8 protein-coding genes and 3 pseudogenes are annotated in these 17,184 nt (G+C 37.9%); 2 read left to right on the top strand and 9 right to left on the bottom strand.

Annotation, left to right across the window (positions count from 1 at the left end; translation table 11 throughout):
- Positions 1–155: 155 nt before the first annotated feature.
- Positions 156–785, top strand: coding sequence for a class I SAM-dependent methyltransferase (locus JCM15579_RS14675; RefSeq protein ID WP_054721192.1), 630 nt, complete (start codon positions 156–158; stop codon positions 783–785).
- On the opposite strand, the pseudogene JCM15579_RS14670 reads toward JCM15579_RS14675, so the two are convergent.
- From JCM15579_RS14670 to JCM15579_RS14655, 4 genes and pseudogenes are all read right to left on the bottom strand, one after another.
- Positions 782–1,087 (bottom strand): annotated as a pseudogene (locus tag JCM15579_RS14670) (acyl-CoA thioesterase); the annotation flags it as partial. The gene JCM15579_RS14675 and the pseudogene JCM15579_RS14670 overlap by 4 nt on opposite strands.
- A gap of 155 nt (positions 1,088–1,242) precedes the next feature.
- The gene (locus JCM15579_RS14665; RefSeq protein ID WP_054721191.1) at positions 1,243–2,322 is read right to left on the bottom strand and encodes an adenylate/guanylate cyclase domain-containing protein; all 1,080 of its coding nucleotides are present in this window, start codon (positions 2,320–2,322) and stop codon (positions 1,243–1,245) included.
- Positions 2,323–2,595: 273 nt separating this feature from the next.
- Positions 2,596–3,903, bottom strand: coding sequence for a GEVED domain-containing protein (locus tag JCM15579_RS14660; RefSeq protein WP_172677446.1), 1,308 nt, complete (start codon positions 3,901–3,903; stop codon positions 2,596–2,598).
- Positions 3,867–5,543: a C25 family cysteine peptidase gene (locus tag JCM15579_RS14655; RefSeq protein ID WP_054721189.1), complete on the bottom strand. Its 1,677-nt coding sequence runs from the start codon at positions 5,541–5,543 to the stop codon at positions 3,867–3,869. The genes JCM15579_RS14660 and JCM15579_RS14655 overlap by 37 nt, the downstream gene beginning before the upstream one ends.
- A 668-nt stretch (positions 5,544–6,211) precedes the next feature.
- Here JCM15579_RS14655 and JCM15579_RS14650 point away from each other — a divergent pair.
- Complete coding sequence (locus tag JCM15579_RS14650; protein WP_054721188.1) at positions 6,212–6,802, top strand: DNA-binding domain-containing protein; 591 nt, start codon at positions 6,212–6,214, stop codon at positions 6,800–6,802.
- A 553-nt stretch (positions 6,803–7,355) separates the two neighbouring features.
- Here the strand turns inward: JCM15579_RS14650 and JCM15579_RS14645 are convergent.
- The 5 genes and pseudogenes from JCM15579_RS14645 to argH all read right to left on the bottom strand — a co-directional run bounded on the left by JCM15579_RS14645 (position 7,356) and on the right by argH (position 17,181).
- Positions 7,356–8,435: a PepSY-associated TM helix domain-containing protein gene (locus JCM15579_RS14645; protein ID WP_054721187.1), complete on the bottom strand. Its 1,080-nt coding sequence runs from the start codon at positions 8,433–8,435 to the stop codon at positions 7,356–7,358.
- Positions 8,436–8,637: 202 nt separating this feature from the next.
- Complete coding sequence (locus JCM15579_RS14640) at positions 8,638–10,986, bottom strand: TonB-dependent receptor (RefSeq protein ID WP_218186190.1); 2,349 nt, start codon at positions 10,984–10,986, stop codon at positions 8,638–8,640.
- Between the two features lie 460 nt (positions 10,987–11,446).
- Entirely contained in the window at positions 11,447–14,686 is a 3,240-nt protein-coding gene (gene carB, locus JCM15579_RS14635; protein ID WP_245625923.1) for a carbamoyl-phosphate synthase (glutamine-hydrolyzing) large subunit, read from the bottom strand.
- A 74-nt stretch (positions 14,687–14,760) separates the two neighbouring features.
- Positions 14,761–15,842, bottom strand: a pseudogene (carA, locus tag JCM15579_RS14630) (glutamine-hydrolyzing carbamoyl-phosphate synthase small subunit).
- A gap of 62 nt (positions 15,843–15,904) precedes the next feature.
- Positions 15,905–17,181 (bottom strand): annotated as a pseudogene (gene argH, locus JCM15579_RS14625) (argininosuccinate lyase).
- Positions 17,182–17,184 lie beyond the last annotated feature (3 nt).

The following is a 17,184-nucleotide window of genomic DNA, read 5'->3' as shown; positions in this document are numbered from 1 at the left end:
AAATGTATTCAAGAAGAAAAAAGAATAGAGTAGTTTTATCATAGATTGAGATTAAGGTTAACATTTAATGTTAGGAAAGGATCGGAGGAGTTCGATCCTTTTTTTTGTTGCCTATAACTTGATAATAATGCTGTTTTTTTCTTCCTTAGGTGAACATGAATAAAAAAGACATTTATAAAGGAATACCTTTTGATAAAATACCATGGAAACGTGAAACGCCTCCTGATATTTTAATCAACACCATAGAAAGCTTAGCTCCATCACCTTCGCATTTACTCGATTTAGGTTGTGGTTTAGGATATTATGCTGCCTATTTTGCACAAAAAGGATACAAAGTGTCAGGAATTGACATTTCTCAAACAGCCATCAATCATGCTAATCAATTATTTGGAATCAAGAATTTAAAGGGAGATTTCTACGAGCTAGACTTGTGTAAGACCAATGATATTATATTGCCTACAATAGAACTCGCCTATGAATTTGAAGTCATTCATCATATTTATCCTGAATACAGAGAAATGTATGTGCAGAATGTAAGTAAGCTTTTATCTGAGGGAAGCTATTATCTTTCAATTTGTTTTAGCGAAAAGGATCAAAACTTTGGAGGAGAAGGAAAATACCGGAAAACACCTATTGGAACTGAACTCTATTTCTCATCTGTAGAAGAAATTCAGGATTTAATGAGTTCGCATTTTAAAATACGGGAAATAAAGGAGGTTGAACTAGAAGGAAAGCTTGTTCCACACCAGGCAGTATTTTGCCTGATGCAGAAAGTTAAATTTTAAACAAGATATTTACCAAACAATTCATTGAACACCTCTCCTTTGCTCAATCTGCCATTAACAAGACAAATCACAAATACCTTTCCTTTGGCACAAAGTTTATTGTCTGAGCTTCGGTAAATGTCCTCGTTGAATACCAATTTTAATCCTTCTCTTTCAATACTTAAACGTACTTCAAATTCATCGCCACTGGTTAGTGAGGTTTTATAATCTATCTCGATACGAGAGACCATGGCGTCTACTCCCTCTTCGTGTAGTTGCTTAAAGTTACTACCAATTGATTCCAAAAACTCATGACGTGCATGCTCTAAATAGTCTGATAGACTGAATTGTTAACTACTCCCTGGATATCGCACTCGTAATCTCGTACTTTAAGTGGTAATGTATAGATGTATTTGCTCATTTGATATTTATTTTGAAAGCATAAAACTATACAAATGATTTGAGGAATTTAAAGGATTCATAAATTTTGAATATAATCGTTAATGGAATATACAATTAATGGCCTCATTTTTCCTTTTAACTTTAACTGAGCTATCGGCTTGTAATTGCTTAAACCATTTTGTTTCTTAAGCTCGTTCATTACATTTTCCGAAACCAAAATACTCGTATCAAATTCATTGCACCTTTTGCACAAGCGAGAAGCTGTATTTATCGGATTGCCGTGATAGGCCAACTCCTTCTTGATCTCTCCTACCTCTGCAACGGTTACCATTCCCAACTCCGATCCGGCTTTAAACTTTGGTATCATTCCGTATCTTTTGGTGTAATAGGCACTCTTTGTTTTCATCATGGTTTGGTATCGAAAAAATACGTTCAAACAATCTTTGTAGTTGATATCTGCATTTTGCTTCCAAGTTAGTACAACTTCATCACCTACATATTGATAGATTTGTGCTTCGGTATTCGCAATCACTTTGGTTAAGTCATAAAAACAATCCTGTATCATCTCACTGTACTTTATATGTCCTAACTTCTCAGCGTAAATTGTTGAAGAATTAAGATCCATAATTAAAAACAACCTTGATTCTTCTCGTGGACGATGATACTTACCCAATAGAAAATTGACCAATACTCCTTGACCAAATTTCTCCGCCACACCTACCACAAACAAGGCAAAAAATACATTTCCTGCCCAAAAGAGAATACCTGTAAACATTCTCCATGAGACAACATAGTTGGTATAATGCATCCACACCTGGCGATCGAGCTTAAGCCCCTCCTGTTTAAAGGCTGCCACAAGCATAATGACCAGTGAATTAAAAATGATAATATTGAACAAGTAGAATGAGGATTTTACCAAAAGCGTATACAGAAAACTCCTTTTGCGAAACATTCTTGACAGGTATTTAATTTCAAGAAAGGCTATTAATCCAGCACTCAATAAAGTAATTAATAAACCTATACTTAGCACCTTAGGCAAGTCGTAAGGAACTCCTTCAAAGCGTAGGACCGACCACTCGTAAATGATAATAAATACTGCCGCTAATATCCAAAATGATATCAGAAACATCACTTTATTTCTATCGGTACGGTTCATTAAATAAGGTTCAAAGTGAAAGTATTAGTAAAGTTACGGCTTATTGAGAATATCACTGCAATAAGATTTTTTGATTCATTACAAATCGCATACTAATACAAAAAAGAACCGGAAGATCAATTTGCATCGAAAATCCGGTTCCACACTACTACGTAAATTCCACCTAATTTTAACTTAAGTGAACCTATTGGTGTGACTCAAGCACCAAATTAGTAAGGGGGTGGGACTGTGAGTAGGGGAATTCAACAGTCCCTGGGTGATTAGCATATCTAATTACTTCACCACTAACTTTTTAGTCCAGATCTCATCTCCAGAGCTTACTTGTACAATGTATATTCCACTGCTTAAATTGCTAATATCAAACTTATCTGAGCCGTCGGAAATAAAGGTATTGACTACAGTACCTGTAAGGTTGATGATCTTTACACTTACTTCTCCTGAAATTCCAATTTGTTCCAACTTAAAATAATCGGTAGCAGGATTAGGATACAGCTTAATGCTTGTATTTTCTCCTAATGCCCTATCTCTTGAACTGCTTCCACTTCCTACCTGAATGCCATAATCCTCTATTTCGCCATAGGTTGTATTTCCACAAGACTGAGGTGTTTCATTGTAAGTAACCCGCACTCTCATTCGGGTAGCACCTAAGCTGGCTGTTGCAGGAACCTGAATGCTACCAGTTGCCGTACCAACACTACTTCCATAATTGTAGCTTAATGCATATTCCTCATTCGCTCCACTAAACTCTCCATCACGATTCCAATCGAACCATACACTTACCTGGTTTCTTGAATCAGGACGACCAATGCTTACAGTAATATCATAGCTTTGTCCCTGTTCAACATTTGCCACCTGGGAGGTATTGTCAGAATATCCATTGCAAGTTGAATTGTTATTGATGGTTCCGAATGAAACGTTCGAGATGTACTCGTAGGAACTACAGCCATTTGTTGTTGCTTCGCAGTAAGTTTGAGCAATTGGTGCACTTACCGTAATCATATTGGTAATTGTTTTGGTATCGGTACTACTGCTATTGGCTGCCGTTAAGGATACCGAGTAAGTACCTTCAGTATTATAGCTTACTGTAGGATTTTGAGCAGTACTTACCGTTGGAGTACCACCGGCAAATGACCAATTCCACGAAGTAGGATTATTAGATGATAAATCCGTAAAGCTGATGCTTTCTCCGGTGGATATACTTGTTTTATTCGCTGTAAAATTGGCTACTACCTCTTCTACTCCACTTCCAGAAATGTTAATATCAGCAACATACGGAATCTTGTTATAGCCTGTAACTGTAAGTTTAATCGTTCCACTTGATGGCAATGGGCTAATGCTTACATTTGCCGAACCGTTGTTAATTTTAGCAGTACCAATAATCTCACCATTAAGAGTTAACGAAAGCCAGGCATCGTTGGTGTTACTGCTTACACTAAAGCTGTTGGAGCCTGGTGTAGCTGTTGCTGTATGATTCACCTGCATTGCTGTTGGTGTTTTGGTTCTTACTTGCAAAGAAGGATCACCAAATACAGTCCATGTATCAATCATATTTTCTCCGCCCGATCCGTAAACATCCACCATTTTAAACATCCCGTTAAGGCAATGCCTGTAAAAGTTCTTCTAATGTTATTGGCATAACTCTCAATTAAAATGTCGTTCATCTCATTCTGCGCGATCATAGGTGGCACCCACGATTGATTAATGGTAGAAGCACAAATGGCCATAGCACCCGTTGGTTTGCCATTGTTTGTAGCACGCAACCATGTTTCAGCAAAGCAAGTATTATTTTTAAAGTTCCCGTTCACACAAGCCACATCGAAAATAAAAGGCAGCTTGTTCTCATTGGTAAGATTGTTTACATTGGTATTGGTATATACCATACTTGCGAAGCCGGTGATAGAACCATGCCCAACGTAATTAATGATTCCTTTACCGGCATTCAGCAAGTTTGTTAATTGCGTAGCCGATCCTCCATTTTGGTAACAACGAGAAATGGTATATCCATAACCTTCCAGTTTGGTTTGAATGGCATTCATGTGCTCTTCGTCTGATGGGTTAGATCCTTCGTCGGATGCAATTCCAACACCCGATGCCAACCATGTGTCCGAAGAGTTGATATCACGTTCATAATGTATGCTTCTTTCTACCTGAGTAGTTACCTGTGCAGCAGTTTGTGCCGAAAAACGTCCTACAAAAATGTCGATGTAATGATCGTTCCCAGCAATAAAGCCATAGTTGTTATCAGAATCACCCGCACTTGTAGATGATGTTGGAACTTGTGGTGCATCACCAACCAATAGCAAATAAGTTAAACCCTTGGTGTTGTAATAATTACTCACATAGGTTTTAATAGCCGATGCACTACCAATGGTGCTGTATGCCACCATCTCAACAGGAATTCCTTTCTGCTTTTTCCAGGCAACGAAATCAGCCATTTCATCCATATAATCATCGTAACAAATAATCAGCATGTTGCCAGGCTCATCGTTCAAAGCTGTGTATTTCGTGCTCGAAGGAACGTAATTCAAGAAATGAGACTCATATACCTTTTCGAATCCCCTGTCAGGAGCAGCAGACTTGACACCAGTTAAAGTATTTTTGGTAGATGCTTTTCCGCTTGCACTCACCTTCAGTTCCATATGTGTATAGATTCTTAAGGTTTTCTGAACTGGATTGTAGGTGATCGGATTCACCACCAATGCCTGACCGCGAACACTTCTTAAGATGTATGGATCATTAAGCGAAGCCAAGTTAGAAGGATAATAATCATCCTGCTGATAAGCCTCACCATAGCTATAAGGAATAGACTTTGGATCGATATCACGGGTAAGATTACCTTTTGAAGGAACCACGTTGAAATCCTTAATTTCGATAAACTCCGAAGACAAAACTTCCACTTGCATATCCGCACTTGATGGAATCATGATGGATTGAGCAAAACGAGGCAAAGCCGGATTACCCTTTTCCAGAATATCTCCCATATTGTTGGCTTCCACCTTATAGGCATTCTCCGATGCAATATAGAGCAAATCATAGGAGTTTAGCTTAAAGTCGATCAGATAATCGCTACCGATGGCCGACTTTAAAACCAGCTCATTCTTGTCGTAACGAGTGTTTGGATCAATTTTAATGTGTTCTCGCTTCTGAGCCGAAGCACTTACTGAAATGAGCATGGCAATGGCCATTACCCATACTCGGAAAAAGTAAAGGTTCTTTTTCATAAATTAAAATTTAGAATTAGTTAATATGTATTATCAATAAATAAATATTAAAATGGTAGTGAGTCAAGTTACCACCTATCTTTCGATAGATCTATTCATTTATTACACCCCTTAATTCCGAATAAAGCAAAAAGGTAACCCTCGAAATAAAATATTTTATAGTTTATTTTACACATTAATTATTTAAAAACTCCACACACCCCATGAACACTATATGTGTAGCATAATAAAACAAATAAAATTCTCTTAAAACCTCAGCATAGTACTAATTATAAGTTGTAATACATCTTACAATACAACAATAATATTCCAGTAAAGATTCTTATTTAGAAAGTAAATTATTTTTAAAGTCTGTCTTAAAGCACATCTTAAAAATGAGAATCAATTCATTAGTTGGTTAAGTATATATTATTCATTTTGTTGTTCATCGACGAAAAATGGCGGTGAAGTCTTATTATAGTATAAACCATTTATAATATATAACATATTAAGTAATTTTATCTTTGTAATAAAATTATTATATCTTAATTTTAACTTCATGTAATTAAATACTTAAAGCATGATTCCTTACTACCTACAAGAAAATCCTTTTCAAAAGGGAAAACAGAAGTACATTGGCAAAGCTGCTTTAATGGAAAAATTGGATATCAAAGAGATTATTTCTCTCTGTGACAGCAAAAGGAAATAAAATTCCTGAATACATGGTTGAAAGTGTTATGAAGCGATTTGAGGAGGTAATTGAGGAAGCTCTAAAGAAAGGAATAGCCATAAACACTCCTCTCATTAATATCCAACCTAGTTTAACTGGCACTTTCGAAGGAAAGCAGGATAAATTCGATAACAAAAGACATCAACTTCATTATCGTATATCGGAAGGAACATTTTTAAAAAGAGTAGCCAAAGAAAGTGAGCTATTCAAAATTGTTCCTCCAAGCACTTTGATACAGATTCACTCTGTTAACAGTTTAAGTTCACCTGCTTCGAAGTATCAATTTGAGCCTGGATCGATACTTGAGCTAAAAGGCAAAAGCCTTAAATACGACAAACAAGATAAGCGGCAAGGCATATTTCTGGTGAATGAAGAAAGTCAAAAAGAGTACCGAATGGAATTAAGCCTTAAAAGCACCAAGAGTTATCAAATGTTTCAGGTTCCTTTAGATATTGAAAATGGCTGTTATGTACTTGAAGTACGATGCCTCCCTCCTCGGTACAATAGCATTAGACATGGTCGATTCTACAAAGCCATTAGTATTTTATAAACTACGGCTACTGCTTGTTAGCGTATCAAGTACTTGAAACGAACTGTATCAAGCCTATGATACGGTGCGAATCAAGTGTATGAAACGGATCGTATCAAGCTTATGATACGGTACGAATCAAGGCTATGAAACGAAACGTTGCAAGGCTTGAAACGATTGGCATGAAGTATTTGATACGGTAAGCTCCCTTATAATAAGATAGCAACAAGTAGCTAGGGACGACAGCCAGCATTAGCCTACTAAGAGGCACTACTCACAGAAGAGCTTGCTTTAATCATGATTAAACCTGTCAGATTCGGTAGACCTGGCAGCGTTTTGAATTGCTATTTCCCAAGGCTGACAGATCTTCGATGCTGTCAGGTTATAAAAAAACCTGTCAAGAATAGCTCCTGACAGGTTTCGCATTTTATATACTTTCTGAGGATATTACTTATAGTAATGCCCTCAGTGATAATTTCCAATAACCATTGGTACCCTATAGATTGAGAGCATCAAAGCATCTCTCCTACTAATCCTGCTTTTGCTCTGAGTAATCGCTAAAGCATTCGATTTATTAGCTTCTCCTTTTCTTGTAAAGTAAGTAGCCAGTAATCGGTAGTGTAGCAGCAAGTAAACTAATAACAAATAGCAATGTTTTTCCCCACAGTCCTAAAATACTTCCGGTATGGATATCATACATGGAGCTTCTAAGTTTTTCACCCCTATTCTTCTGCCAATCGTATTGCACCATTAGCAAGTCTCCTGTGTTGGGATGCGCATAAAAATTGTTCGAATAGGAAAACTGATCATCATCCTGACAAGATAGAATTCGTAGTGCAGATGTAGAATTGGTGGGGAAAAGATAAATATTCAATTTAATCTTTTCGGGGTTTAAGCTTTGTATCGTATCCTGAATACCATCAAGACTTTTGTAGTTAAACTGGGTTGAATCAATTGTAATGGTTTTACTTTCGGTTTTTGTTCCCAAATTTGCCAAATATAAAATGCTTTGCTGATAATTGGGAAAAGACCAAATTAAGCCTGATAAGCAACTAATTAAAAGAGGCAAAACAAGATATGCTCCTAAATTACTATGCAGTCGAAAGGTTTTAGGATTGCCTTTAAGAGAGAATTTAAACTTACGCAAGTCAGCATTTCTAAGTAAACTTAGCTTAGGAGGTAGCCATCGAATAAAACCGGTAATTAAGGATATAACAAACAGCACAACCGAATATCCTATTATTTTTTTGCCTATTGGCTTGGGAAGTAATAAGTGACGGTGCAGCCCAACAACGATTCCCCAAAAACTACTACTGTATTTGTATTCAGTTATAATTTTTCCGGTATAAGGATCAAGGCTACCATGGTAAATATCGCCATTTTTTCTGCTTCGGAAGCGTAAAGGTTTTTGAGGATCTTTATAGTCGTATATTCGTGTTATGCTTGCATTGGATTGCTGAGTGTAATTTTCTACCAATGTTGAAAGTGCAAGTTTTTTGTCACCCTTCATCACATCAAGTTTTGCTGGCTTTGACAATTCACTTATCTCTTTCTTAAATACATAAAGGCATCCTGTTATGCAAACAATAAACACTACTATACCTGTGACCAAGCCTATTACTGAATGAGCTATATGTGCAAAATTTCTGATCATTTTAAGGATATATTGGTAATGCGATTAAAAGGACTCAACGATTAGTCTTCGAGGAAGATTTTCACCCTAATAAAACAATTAGGATATCTTCCCTAAAGAAAAATCGTTGAGAACTAGAATTCTACGGTAAAAGCGATGAGATTACCGTTGAGTATTTAAATATTAAAATTTGTATGATATGCTTACTTTAGTATTTGCACCTTCACCTGCAGGACTTTGACCTCCTAGTGGCGCAGCCATTGAGCACGGCAGGTAAATACTTCTCGTTTAGCAAATTGTTAACTGCTAATGACAAGCTAAGATTCTTCTTTATATCATACGAACTGGTAAAATTGATCAATGTATATCCTTTTACCGGAGCTTCGCGATAGTTGTATTTCCAACCGCCATTACCATCACTAACAGGTTTAAAACGATCTCTGTCATTTACACGCACCATACGAATTGATGTAGAGAATTTTTTAAATGGTTTAACTGTTACATATGCAGTTAGTTTAGGTGGTGCAATTACGTCTCCCCCAATGTAAGTTAAATCGTTTTTATTGTCTTTAGGATGTTTTAATCCCTCTACATACGAATACGAAGATCCAAACAACAAAGTATTGTTAAAGAAATTAAAATCGATAATAGCCTCTAAACCATATATTTTTTGTGGAGAAGAAGAAATCTCGAATCGATTTGTTTCATCGTTAAAGTTAAGTCCGGTTCCAAAGTTGGAAGTACTATAATATCCTACTGCTTCGAATCGCACATGGTCGAATATCGACAAGAAACCAAACTCGTAGTTGTTTGTTACAACAGCTTTTAAATCAATATCGTTAACATCTGATGTAAGAGCTCCTCTTAATGTACGGCCTAAATCTGGTAAAGAAAAACCTTGTGAATAACTTATGTAAGGAATAAACTCGTTGTTTTTGATATATCGAATTCCCAAATTAAAAGAACTGTTGTTAAATTTCAAATCGGCACCTTTAACATCAATTGGATCAGTAAAATTACCATTCCCTTTTGCGTCATAAGGCAATGTTGTGTAATCTTCAATTTTTAATTTCATTTTATCATATCTAAATCCGGCCTTAAAATTCCATGACTGATTTACTTTTAGGCTTGCTTGTAGATAAGGAGCCATGCTAAGTAAATTTAAGTTTGGAACCCATAAACGACCATCAAGCAATCCTTGGTTGGTTTTGTCTTTTAACATGTCAACCCCATAGGTTATAGATGTGCTTAATGCATCTGTAATTTGCAACTTTGTATTGAAATTTGGTCTAAAACCATACTTTTCCGAATTAATTACTGATTGTCCTCCACCTTCAAAGTTTTCTGAATAAAAGAAAATATTCTTTGCTTTTTGGTAATACACATCGGCGTTGAAATTTGTAGTACCACTTAATAGGTTATTAGACTCGTAACTTAATCGTAAGTTGCTGTTGGTTGCTCCTCCTGGTTTATTGAGAATCGGTTGATCATTCTTCTCTCCATAGCCATGCTTCAAAATGTAATCTCCCTCTTCGTTTAAAACAGTCAATTCTGCATTAACCGGAGCAAAAGGAGAATCCTGACGAGATTTATAGTGGTTTCCACTAAAACTTATGGATTGGTTATCGGTAATCTGATATGACAGTTTTCCCAACACGCTTGTAATTTTAGTATTATCTAATCCATAGGTTGGAAGTAGAGCTGTACCATCGGCATCATACTTATTGCCTGTTTTCTCGTAACTACCACTAGCATAGTATGATATTTTTTTGTAATTGCCTTTTAACATTTGGTATACCCCATAGCCTTGTGCATCTGATGTTTTCGACAATCCTGATGTGCCCCAAACTTTGGTATTTCCTGTAATTACTTTATCGGACTGATTTTTCTTTGTAATGTAGTTTACAAATCCACCGTCACCGCCATTTCCATATATCGATGTTGCTCCTTTTATTACTTCAATTCGTTCTATGTCATTCGGGCTTATCGATTTTAATCCAACTTGTCCGCTTCTTAGTGGTGTTGATTGTGCAATCCCATCAACCATCACCAATAGTTTTCTTCCTCGTAAAGTTTGTCCCCAGTTTGAAAAGGTTCCTGTATTTGGAGCCAAACCTGGAACTGTAAATTCTAATATCTCATTAATATTAGAACTCGATTGTTTGAAGTGTTCTAGCTGTTGGTTATTAACTACACTAATTGAAGTTGGTATTTCTGACAATCGTTCAGGATACCTACTCGAAGAAACCACAACTTCTCCAAGTAATTCATTTGAATCATTCAACACAATATCTAACTGTAAGTCACTGTTTTTCACAAACTCAACTTGTCGTTCTTCAGTTTGATATCCTACCATGCTTACTTTTATATTCCACTTTCCTTCCGGGATGTTCTCGATTGAATAATTTCCTTGATAATCAGAGGTAGTACCTTTATTCAATTGCTGAATCCAAATACTAGCTCCTGGTAAACTCATTTTATTCTGATCAGTTATTTTTCCACTTAATTTGCATTGGGCATACAAACCTACTTGTAATAGTATCAATAAGATACATAATTGTACTTTTTTCATTTATAAGAATTTAGTTATAGTAATTTTAAGAAGATCATAACATGCCTATGTCTTCAACAATTTACCACGCAAAACTATACTCACAATTCATGCTGTACAATCACTATTTATTGGTATTTTCATTAACGGATCCTTAACTCTCAATTGGTAAATGAGTTTTGTTTTAGAATCGTATTATTGCTTTATTCCACGTTTAACAATCAGATATTTAATTAACATTGTTCATACCGATCTTTCATGACATATTTAAGAGATTAATCAGCCTCTTCTAATATTTATCCAGTTTTACTTCAATAATTAAAACTGAAATGATGTAAATAAAAAACCTGCCAGGAATAATACCTGACAGGTTTCGCATTTTATATACTTTCCGGGGTATCACTTTAAGTGATGCTCTCAGTTTTTTATTGCAAGTAACCATTGATACCCTCACTGAAGTGAAAGCATCAAAGTATCTTTTCTAGAAATCCTTCTTCTCTACATACTCGCTAAAGCTTTCGATTTTAAGATCGGCTTCGGACTTTTTGCAAATGGAATAGATGAAGGCTGATGCCAAACGAGCATTGGTTACCAAAGGTACATTCAAGTCGATGGCAGAACGTCTGATTTGGTAATCGTTGTTCAACTCATCCTTGCTTAAGTTCTTTGGTATGTTGATCACCAAATCTACCTCGCGATCGCGAATCAAACTTACCGCTGTTTTCTCTTCGTTTTCATCTGGCCAAGCTACGGCTTCAACGGTCACCCCATTTTCCTGAAGAAACTTTGCAGTACCTCTTGTACCGTATAGCTTGTAGCCACGCTCTTCCAACATCTTCGAGCTCTTCAGTAGCTCAATCTTCGAGCGAATAGGACCACTACTAATCAACACCGCCTTCTTCGGTATGCGATAACCAACTGATATCATTGATTTTAATATTGCATCGTAGTAATCGGCGCCCAAACAACCTACTTCACCGGTAGAAGACATGTCTACACCCAATACAGGGTCGGCTTTTGACAGTCTTGAAAAGGAGAATTGCGATGCTTTTACACCGATATGTTCCAGCTCAAACATGGATGGAAGATTGTTTGGAATCGGAACATCCAACATGGCCTGAGTTGCCGTTTCCACAAAATTATAGTCCATTACTTTCGATACAAATGGGAAACTACGGCTGGCACGAAGGTTACATTCTATTACCTTAATGTCGTTGTCTTTTGCCAACAACTGCATGTTGAATGGTCCTGTAATGTTCAATGATTTTGCAATCTTACGCGCAATCTTTCTGATTCTGCGTATGGTTTCGAAGTACAATTTCTGTGGTGGGAACACCAAGGTTGCATCACCAGAGTGTACTCCGGCAAACTCAACGTGCTCAGAAATGGCATCAATCACAATTTCACCATTCTTGGCAACACCATCGAACTCAATCTCTTTGGCTTCCTGGATAAACTCACTCACAACCACCGGATACTGCTTAGAAACCTGTGCAGCCAAATCAAGGAAGTGTTCCAACTCCTCGCGGTTCGATACCACGTTCATAGCTGCTCCGGAAAGAACGTAACTCGGACGAATCAGTACAGGGAACCCCACTTCATCAATAAACTCATGAATGGCTTCTATACTGGTCAACTCGCTCCATCTTGGCTGATCCACTCCCAGTTCATCCAACATAGCCGAGAAGGTCTGACGGTTCTCTGCTCTGTCAATTGATTCAGGAGAAGTACCCAACACATTCACATCCGCTTTATGTAGACGCATTGCCAGGTTCTGTGGAATTTGTCCACCAACCGATACAATAACACCTCTAGGCGATTCCAAATCGATGATATCCAACACTCTTTCGAACGAAAGCTCATCAAAGTACAGTCTGTCGCAAACATCATAATCGGTACTTACCGTTTCCGGATTGTAGTTGATCATTACCGAGCGCAAACCTTCTTTGTTTACCGCATTCAGGGCATTTACGCTACACCAGTCGAACTCTACCGATGAACCAATACGATAAGCTCCCGATCCCAACACAATAACTGATTTGTTATCGGCAACATAGTCGATGTCATTTTCATCGCCACTATAAGTAAGGTAGATGTAGTTGGTTTGTGCAGGATACTCCGCCGCAAGCGTATCAATTTGCTTCACAACCGGAACAATTCCTTTCTCTTTACGATGCTTTCTTACGGCCAATAATTCCGATTCCATATTGGTATTTTCTGGCTTCAGAACGAATCTTGCCAACTGGAAATCCGAGAATCCATATACTTTAGCTGCTTTAAGCAATTCATCAGGTAAAGCCTGTAAGTTGTTATGCTTTTGCAGATCCCACTTAATTTTTGTGATGTGCTCCAACTTGCTTAGGAACCATTTGTCGATCTTGGTTAGGTCGTGTACCTGATCGATGCTGTAGCCTTGTTCGAAAGCCTGTGCAATGGAGAAAATACGCATATCCGTTGGGTGCGTAAGCTCCTTCTCTACATCTTCGAACTTGGAGTGTACATTCCCTACAAATCCGTGCATTCCCTGGCCAATCATACGCAAACCTTTCTGAATGGCTTCCTCGAAGTTACGACCAATGGCCATTACCTCACCAACCGACTTCATACTCGATCCAATCTCTTTGGTTACCCCTTCGAACTTGTTCAAATCCCAACGAGGAATCTTACAAACTACGTAATCAAGCGCTGGCTCGAAACATGCCGTAGTGGTTTGTGTTACCGCATTCTTTAATTCATGCAGTGCGTAACCTAAACCAAGCTTGGCAGCCACAAATGCCAGTGGATAACCCGTTGCTTTCGATGCCAGTGCAGATGATCTTGACAGACGAGCATTCACCTCGATCACACGGTAATCTTCCGATTCAGGATCCAGAGCATACTGTACGTTACACTCTCCCACAACGCCCATGTGACGAATGATTTTTATCGCCAATGCTCTTAGCTTGTGATATTCAGAGTTGGTTAGCGTTTGCGATGGCGCAATTACAATACTTTCCCCGGTATGGATTCCTAGTGGGTCGAAGTTTTCCATATTACAAACCGTAATACAGTTGTCGTAAGCATCACGTACCACCTCGTATTCTACCTCTTTCCAGCCTTTCAGCGACTCTTCAACCAAAATCTGGTTCGAGTATGATAAAGCATTCTCCGCAAGCTTTTTCAGCTCATCCATATTAGAACAGAAACCAGAACCTTGTCCTCCCAGAGTAAAAGCTGCACGCACAATTATTGGGAAACCTAATTTCTCTGCTGCATCCAATGCTCCTTGCACCGATTCTACAGCATAGGATTGAGGTGTTTTTACATCGATCTTGCGCAATTCGTTGGCAAAAATCTCTCTATCCTCGGTTTTGATAATGGCTTCGATAGGTGTACCCAATACCTTAAGGTTGTACTTTTCAAGAATTCCTGATTCGAAAAGTTGAACCCCGCAGTTTAGTGCAGTTTGTCCACCAAAAGCTAGAAGGATACCATCAGGCTTTTCCTTTAAGATTACTTGTTCTACAAAAAAGGGAGTAACCGGCAAAAAATAAATTTGATCGGCAACTCCCTTAGAAGTTTGTACGGTTGCGATATTCGGGTTAATCAATACGGTGTAAATACCTTCCTCTTTCATGGCTTTTAATGCCTGCGATCCGGAATAGTCAAATTCACCAGCTTCACCAATTTTCAGGGCTCCTGAACCTAATACGAGTACTTTCTTTATTTTATCTTTAATCATTTCTGTCATCTTTTATCCACTAGCTAAAGCTGGTGGCAATTCATCAATTACCTTTTTCCTTTACACTTTTTCCTTTATCCTTGATTCTTTTCCATCATTTCAATGAAATCATCAAAAAGGAATTCTGTATCAGTTGGACCACTAGATGCTTCAGGGTGAAACTGAGAAGCGAAAAATGGTTTGCTCACATGTTTGATTCCTTCACAGGTATTGTCGTTGGCATTAACGAATAATGGCTTCCACTCTTTCGGTAAAGTATCATTGTTGATTGCATAACCATGGTTCTGAGAGGTAATGAAACAACGCTTGGTTCCTTCCAAAACTACTGGCTGATTGTGACTTCTATGTCCGTATTTTAGTTTATAAGTATCAGCTCCGGCAGCCAATGCCATCAACTGTGTTCCCAGACAAATTCCCATGATTGGTGTATCCTGCTCAAAAGCTTTCTTTAGGTTAGCAATGGCAGCTGTATTTTGCTTCGGATCACCAGGACCATTAGAGATGAATAATCCGTCGTATTCTTCCTGAGTGAAGTCATAGTCGTGTGGAACTCGAATCACTGTTGTATCGCGCTTTAAAAGACATCTGATGATGTTGTTCTTTACTCCGCAATCCAACAATAGTACCTTGTGCTTTCCTTCGCCATAAACTTTCTTCTCTGGTGTGCTAACCTGTGCAACCAAGTTCTCAAGGTTAGGATCTTTCCATTCAGGTTCATTCTCTTCAAAAACAATCTTAGCCAGCATACTTCCCTGTTCACGAAGTTTTTTGGTCAATGCACGTGTATCTACCCCATAAACACCTGGAATTTTGTGCTCTTTCATCCAATCTGCAAGGCTTAGGCTTGCATTCCAGTGACTAAACTCTTCTGTGTAATCTGATACAATAAATGCCGATACTTGAATCTTTTCTGATTCATAAAATCGGAACAGCTCATCCTCTTGCAATGTTCCCGGAACACCGTAGTTCCCAATCAAAGGAAGGTACTCACCAAAATCTGCCCTTTATACGAAGGGTCAGTCAAACTTTCCGGATAACCGGTCATTGCTGTGTTAAACACCATCTCTCCTGCCACGGAGCCCTCATACCCAAAAGATGTACCGACGTACTCTGATCCATCTTGTAAAATTAGCTTTGCTTTTGTCTGTTGTGACATAAAAGTTCTATAAAATGGTTATTAAATTCGATTAATAGTTAAATGTGCCGTATCGACCGTTCTTATATTCTATTTAGTAAGTTCATATAAGCCTCTTTGGTCTTGTGGAAGTTGAATGCTACAAATGTTTCATTCATCTTGCATACGATTCTATCATTGCATAAATTCCCAAGACTTCCTTCGTGAACGTGATTAATTTCGCCCTCGTGCTTGAACTCTCCTGCCTCTACCAATTGTCCAACCTTCTTGTAAGCATCACGGAAAGGGATTCCGTCTACAACCATCTTGTTTACTTCTTCAACGGTAAACAGATATTGATAACGCTCATCATTCAATACTTCTTTGTTAATTTTCACTTCTGATAACATGATTCTGGTCATTTCCAGACATGAAAGCATCTTATCGAATGATGGCATAAAGAATTCCTTGGTCAACTGATAATCCCTGTGATATCCCGAAGGTAGATTTGAAGTTACTGCCTGAATTTGCGCAGGAAGCATTTGCAATGCATTGGCATGTGCTCTAATTACCTCAAAAACATCCGGATTTTTCTTGTGCGGCATGATACTACTACCTGTTGTCAACTCATCAGGGAAACTTAGGAAGTTAAAGTTCTGCGAATTGTATAAACATGCATCCATAGCCAGCTTAGCAATGGTCATGGCCATATTGGCAAGTGCAGAAAGAACTGTAAACTCCATCTTTCCACGTCCCATTTGTGCATAAACCACATTGTAGCTTAGGTTATCAAAACCTAGCAAATCAGTTGTCATTTGACGATTTAGAGGGAAAGATGAACCATATCCTGCTCCTGATCCCAATGGATTTTGATTTACTACCTTATAAGCTGATTGAAGTACCAACAGGTCGTCCGTTAAACTCTCAGCATAGGATCCAAACCACAAACCAAACGATGAAGCATTGCCACTTGCAAGTGAGTATAGCCTGGAATCAAAACATCCTTATAAGTATTGCTTTTCTCAATCAACAAGTCAAATAATAATCTTGCCTCACGCACGATCTCCTCTAGCTTGTTTCGAGTAAACAGTTTCAAGTCCAAAAGAACCTGGTCGTTTCTAGATCTTCCACTGTGTATTTTCTTACCAATATCTCCTAAAGCCTGTGTAAGCAAATACTCAATCTGCGAGTGAACATCCTCAATTCCTTCTTCGATCACAAAGGCTCCATTTTTTATGGATGAATATATTTTTCTTAGTTCTTCCTGAATTAGTTTTAATTCTTTCTTTTCCAACAGACCTATAGACTGTAGCATTTCAATGTGCGCAAGTGATCCAAGAACATCAAAAGCAGCCAGTTCCAGATCCAATTCACGGTCCATTCC

This window comes from Marinifilum fragile JCM 15579 (assembly GCF_001310955.1).
Classification (GTDB): domain Bacteria; phylum Bacteroidota; class Bacteroidia; order Bacteroidales; family Marinifilaceae; genus Marinifilum; species Marinifilum fragile.
This window is presented reverse-complemented; position numbering and strand designations above follow the sequence as displayed.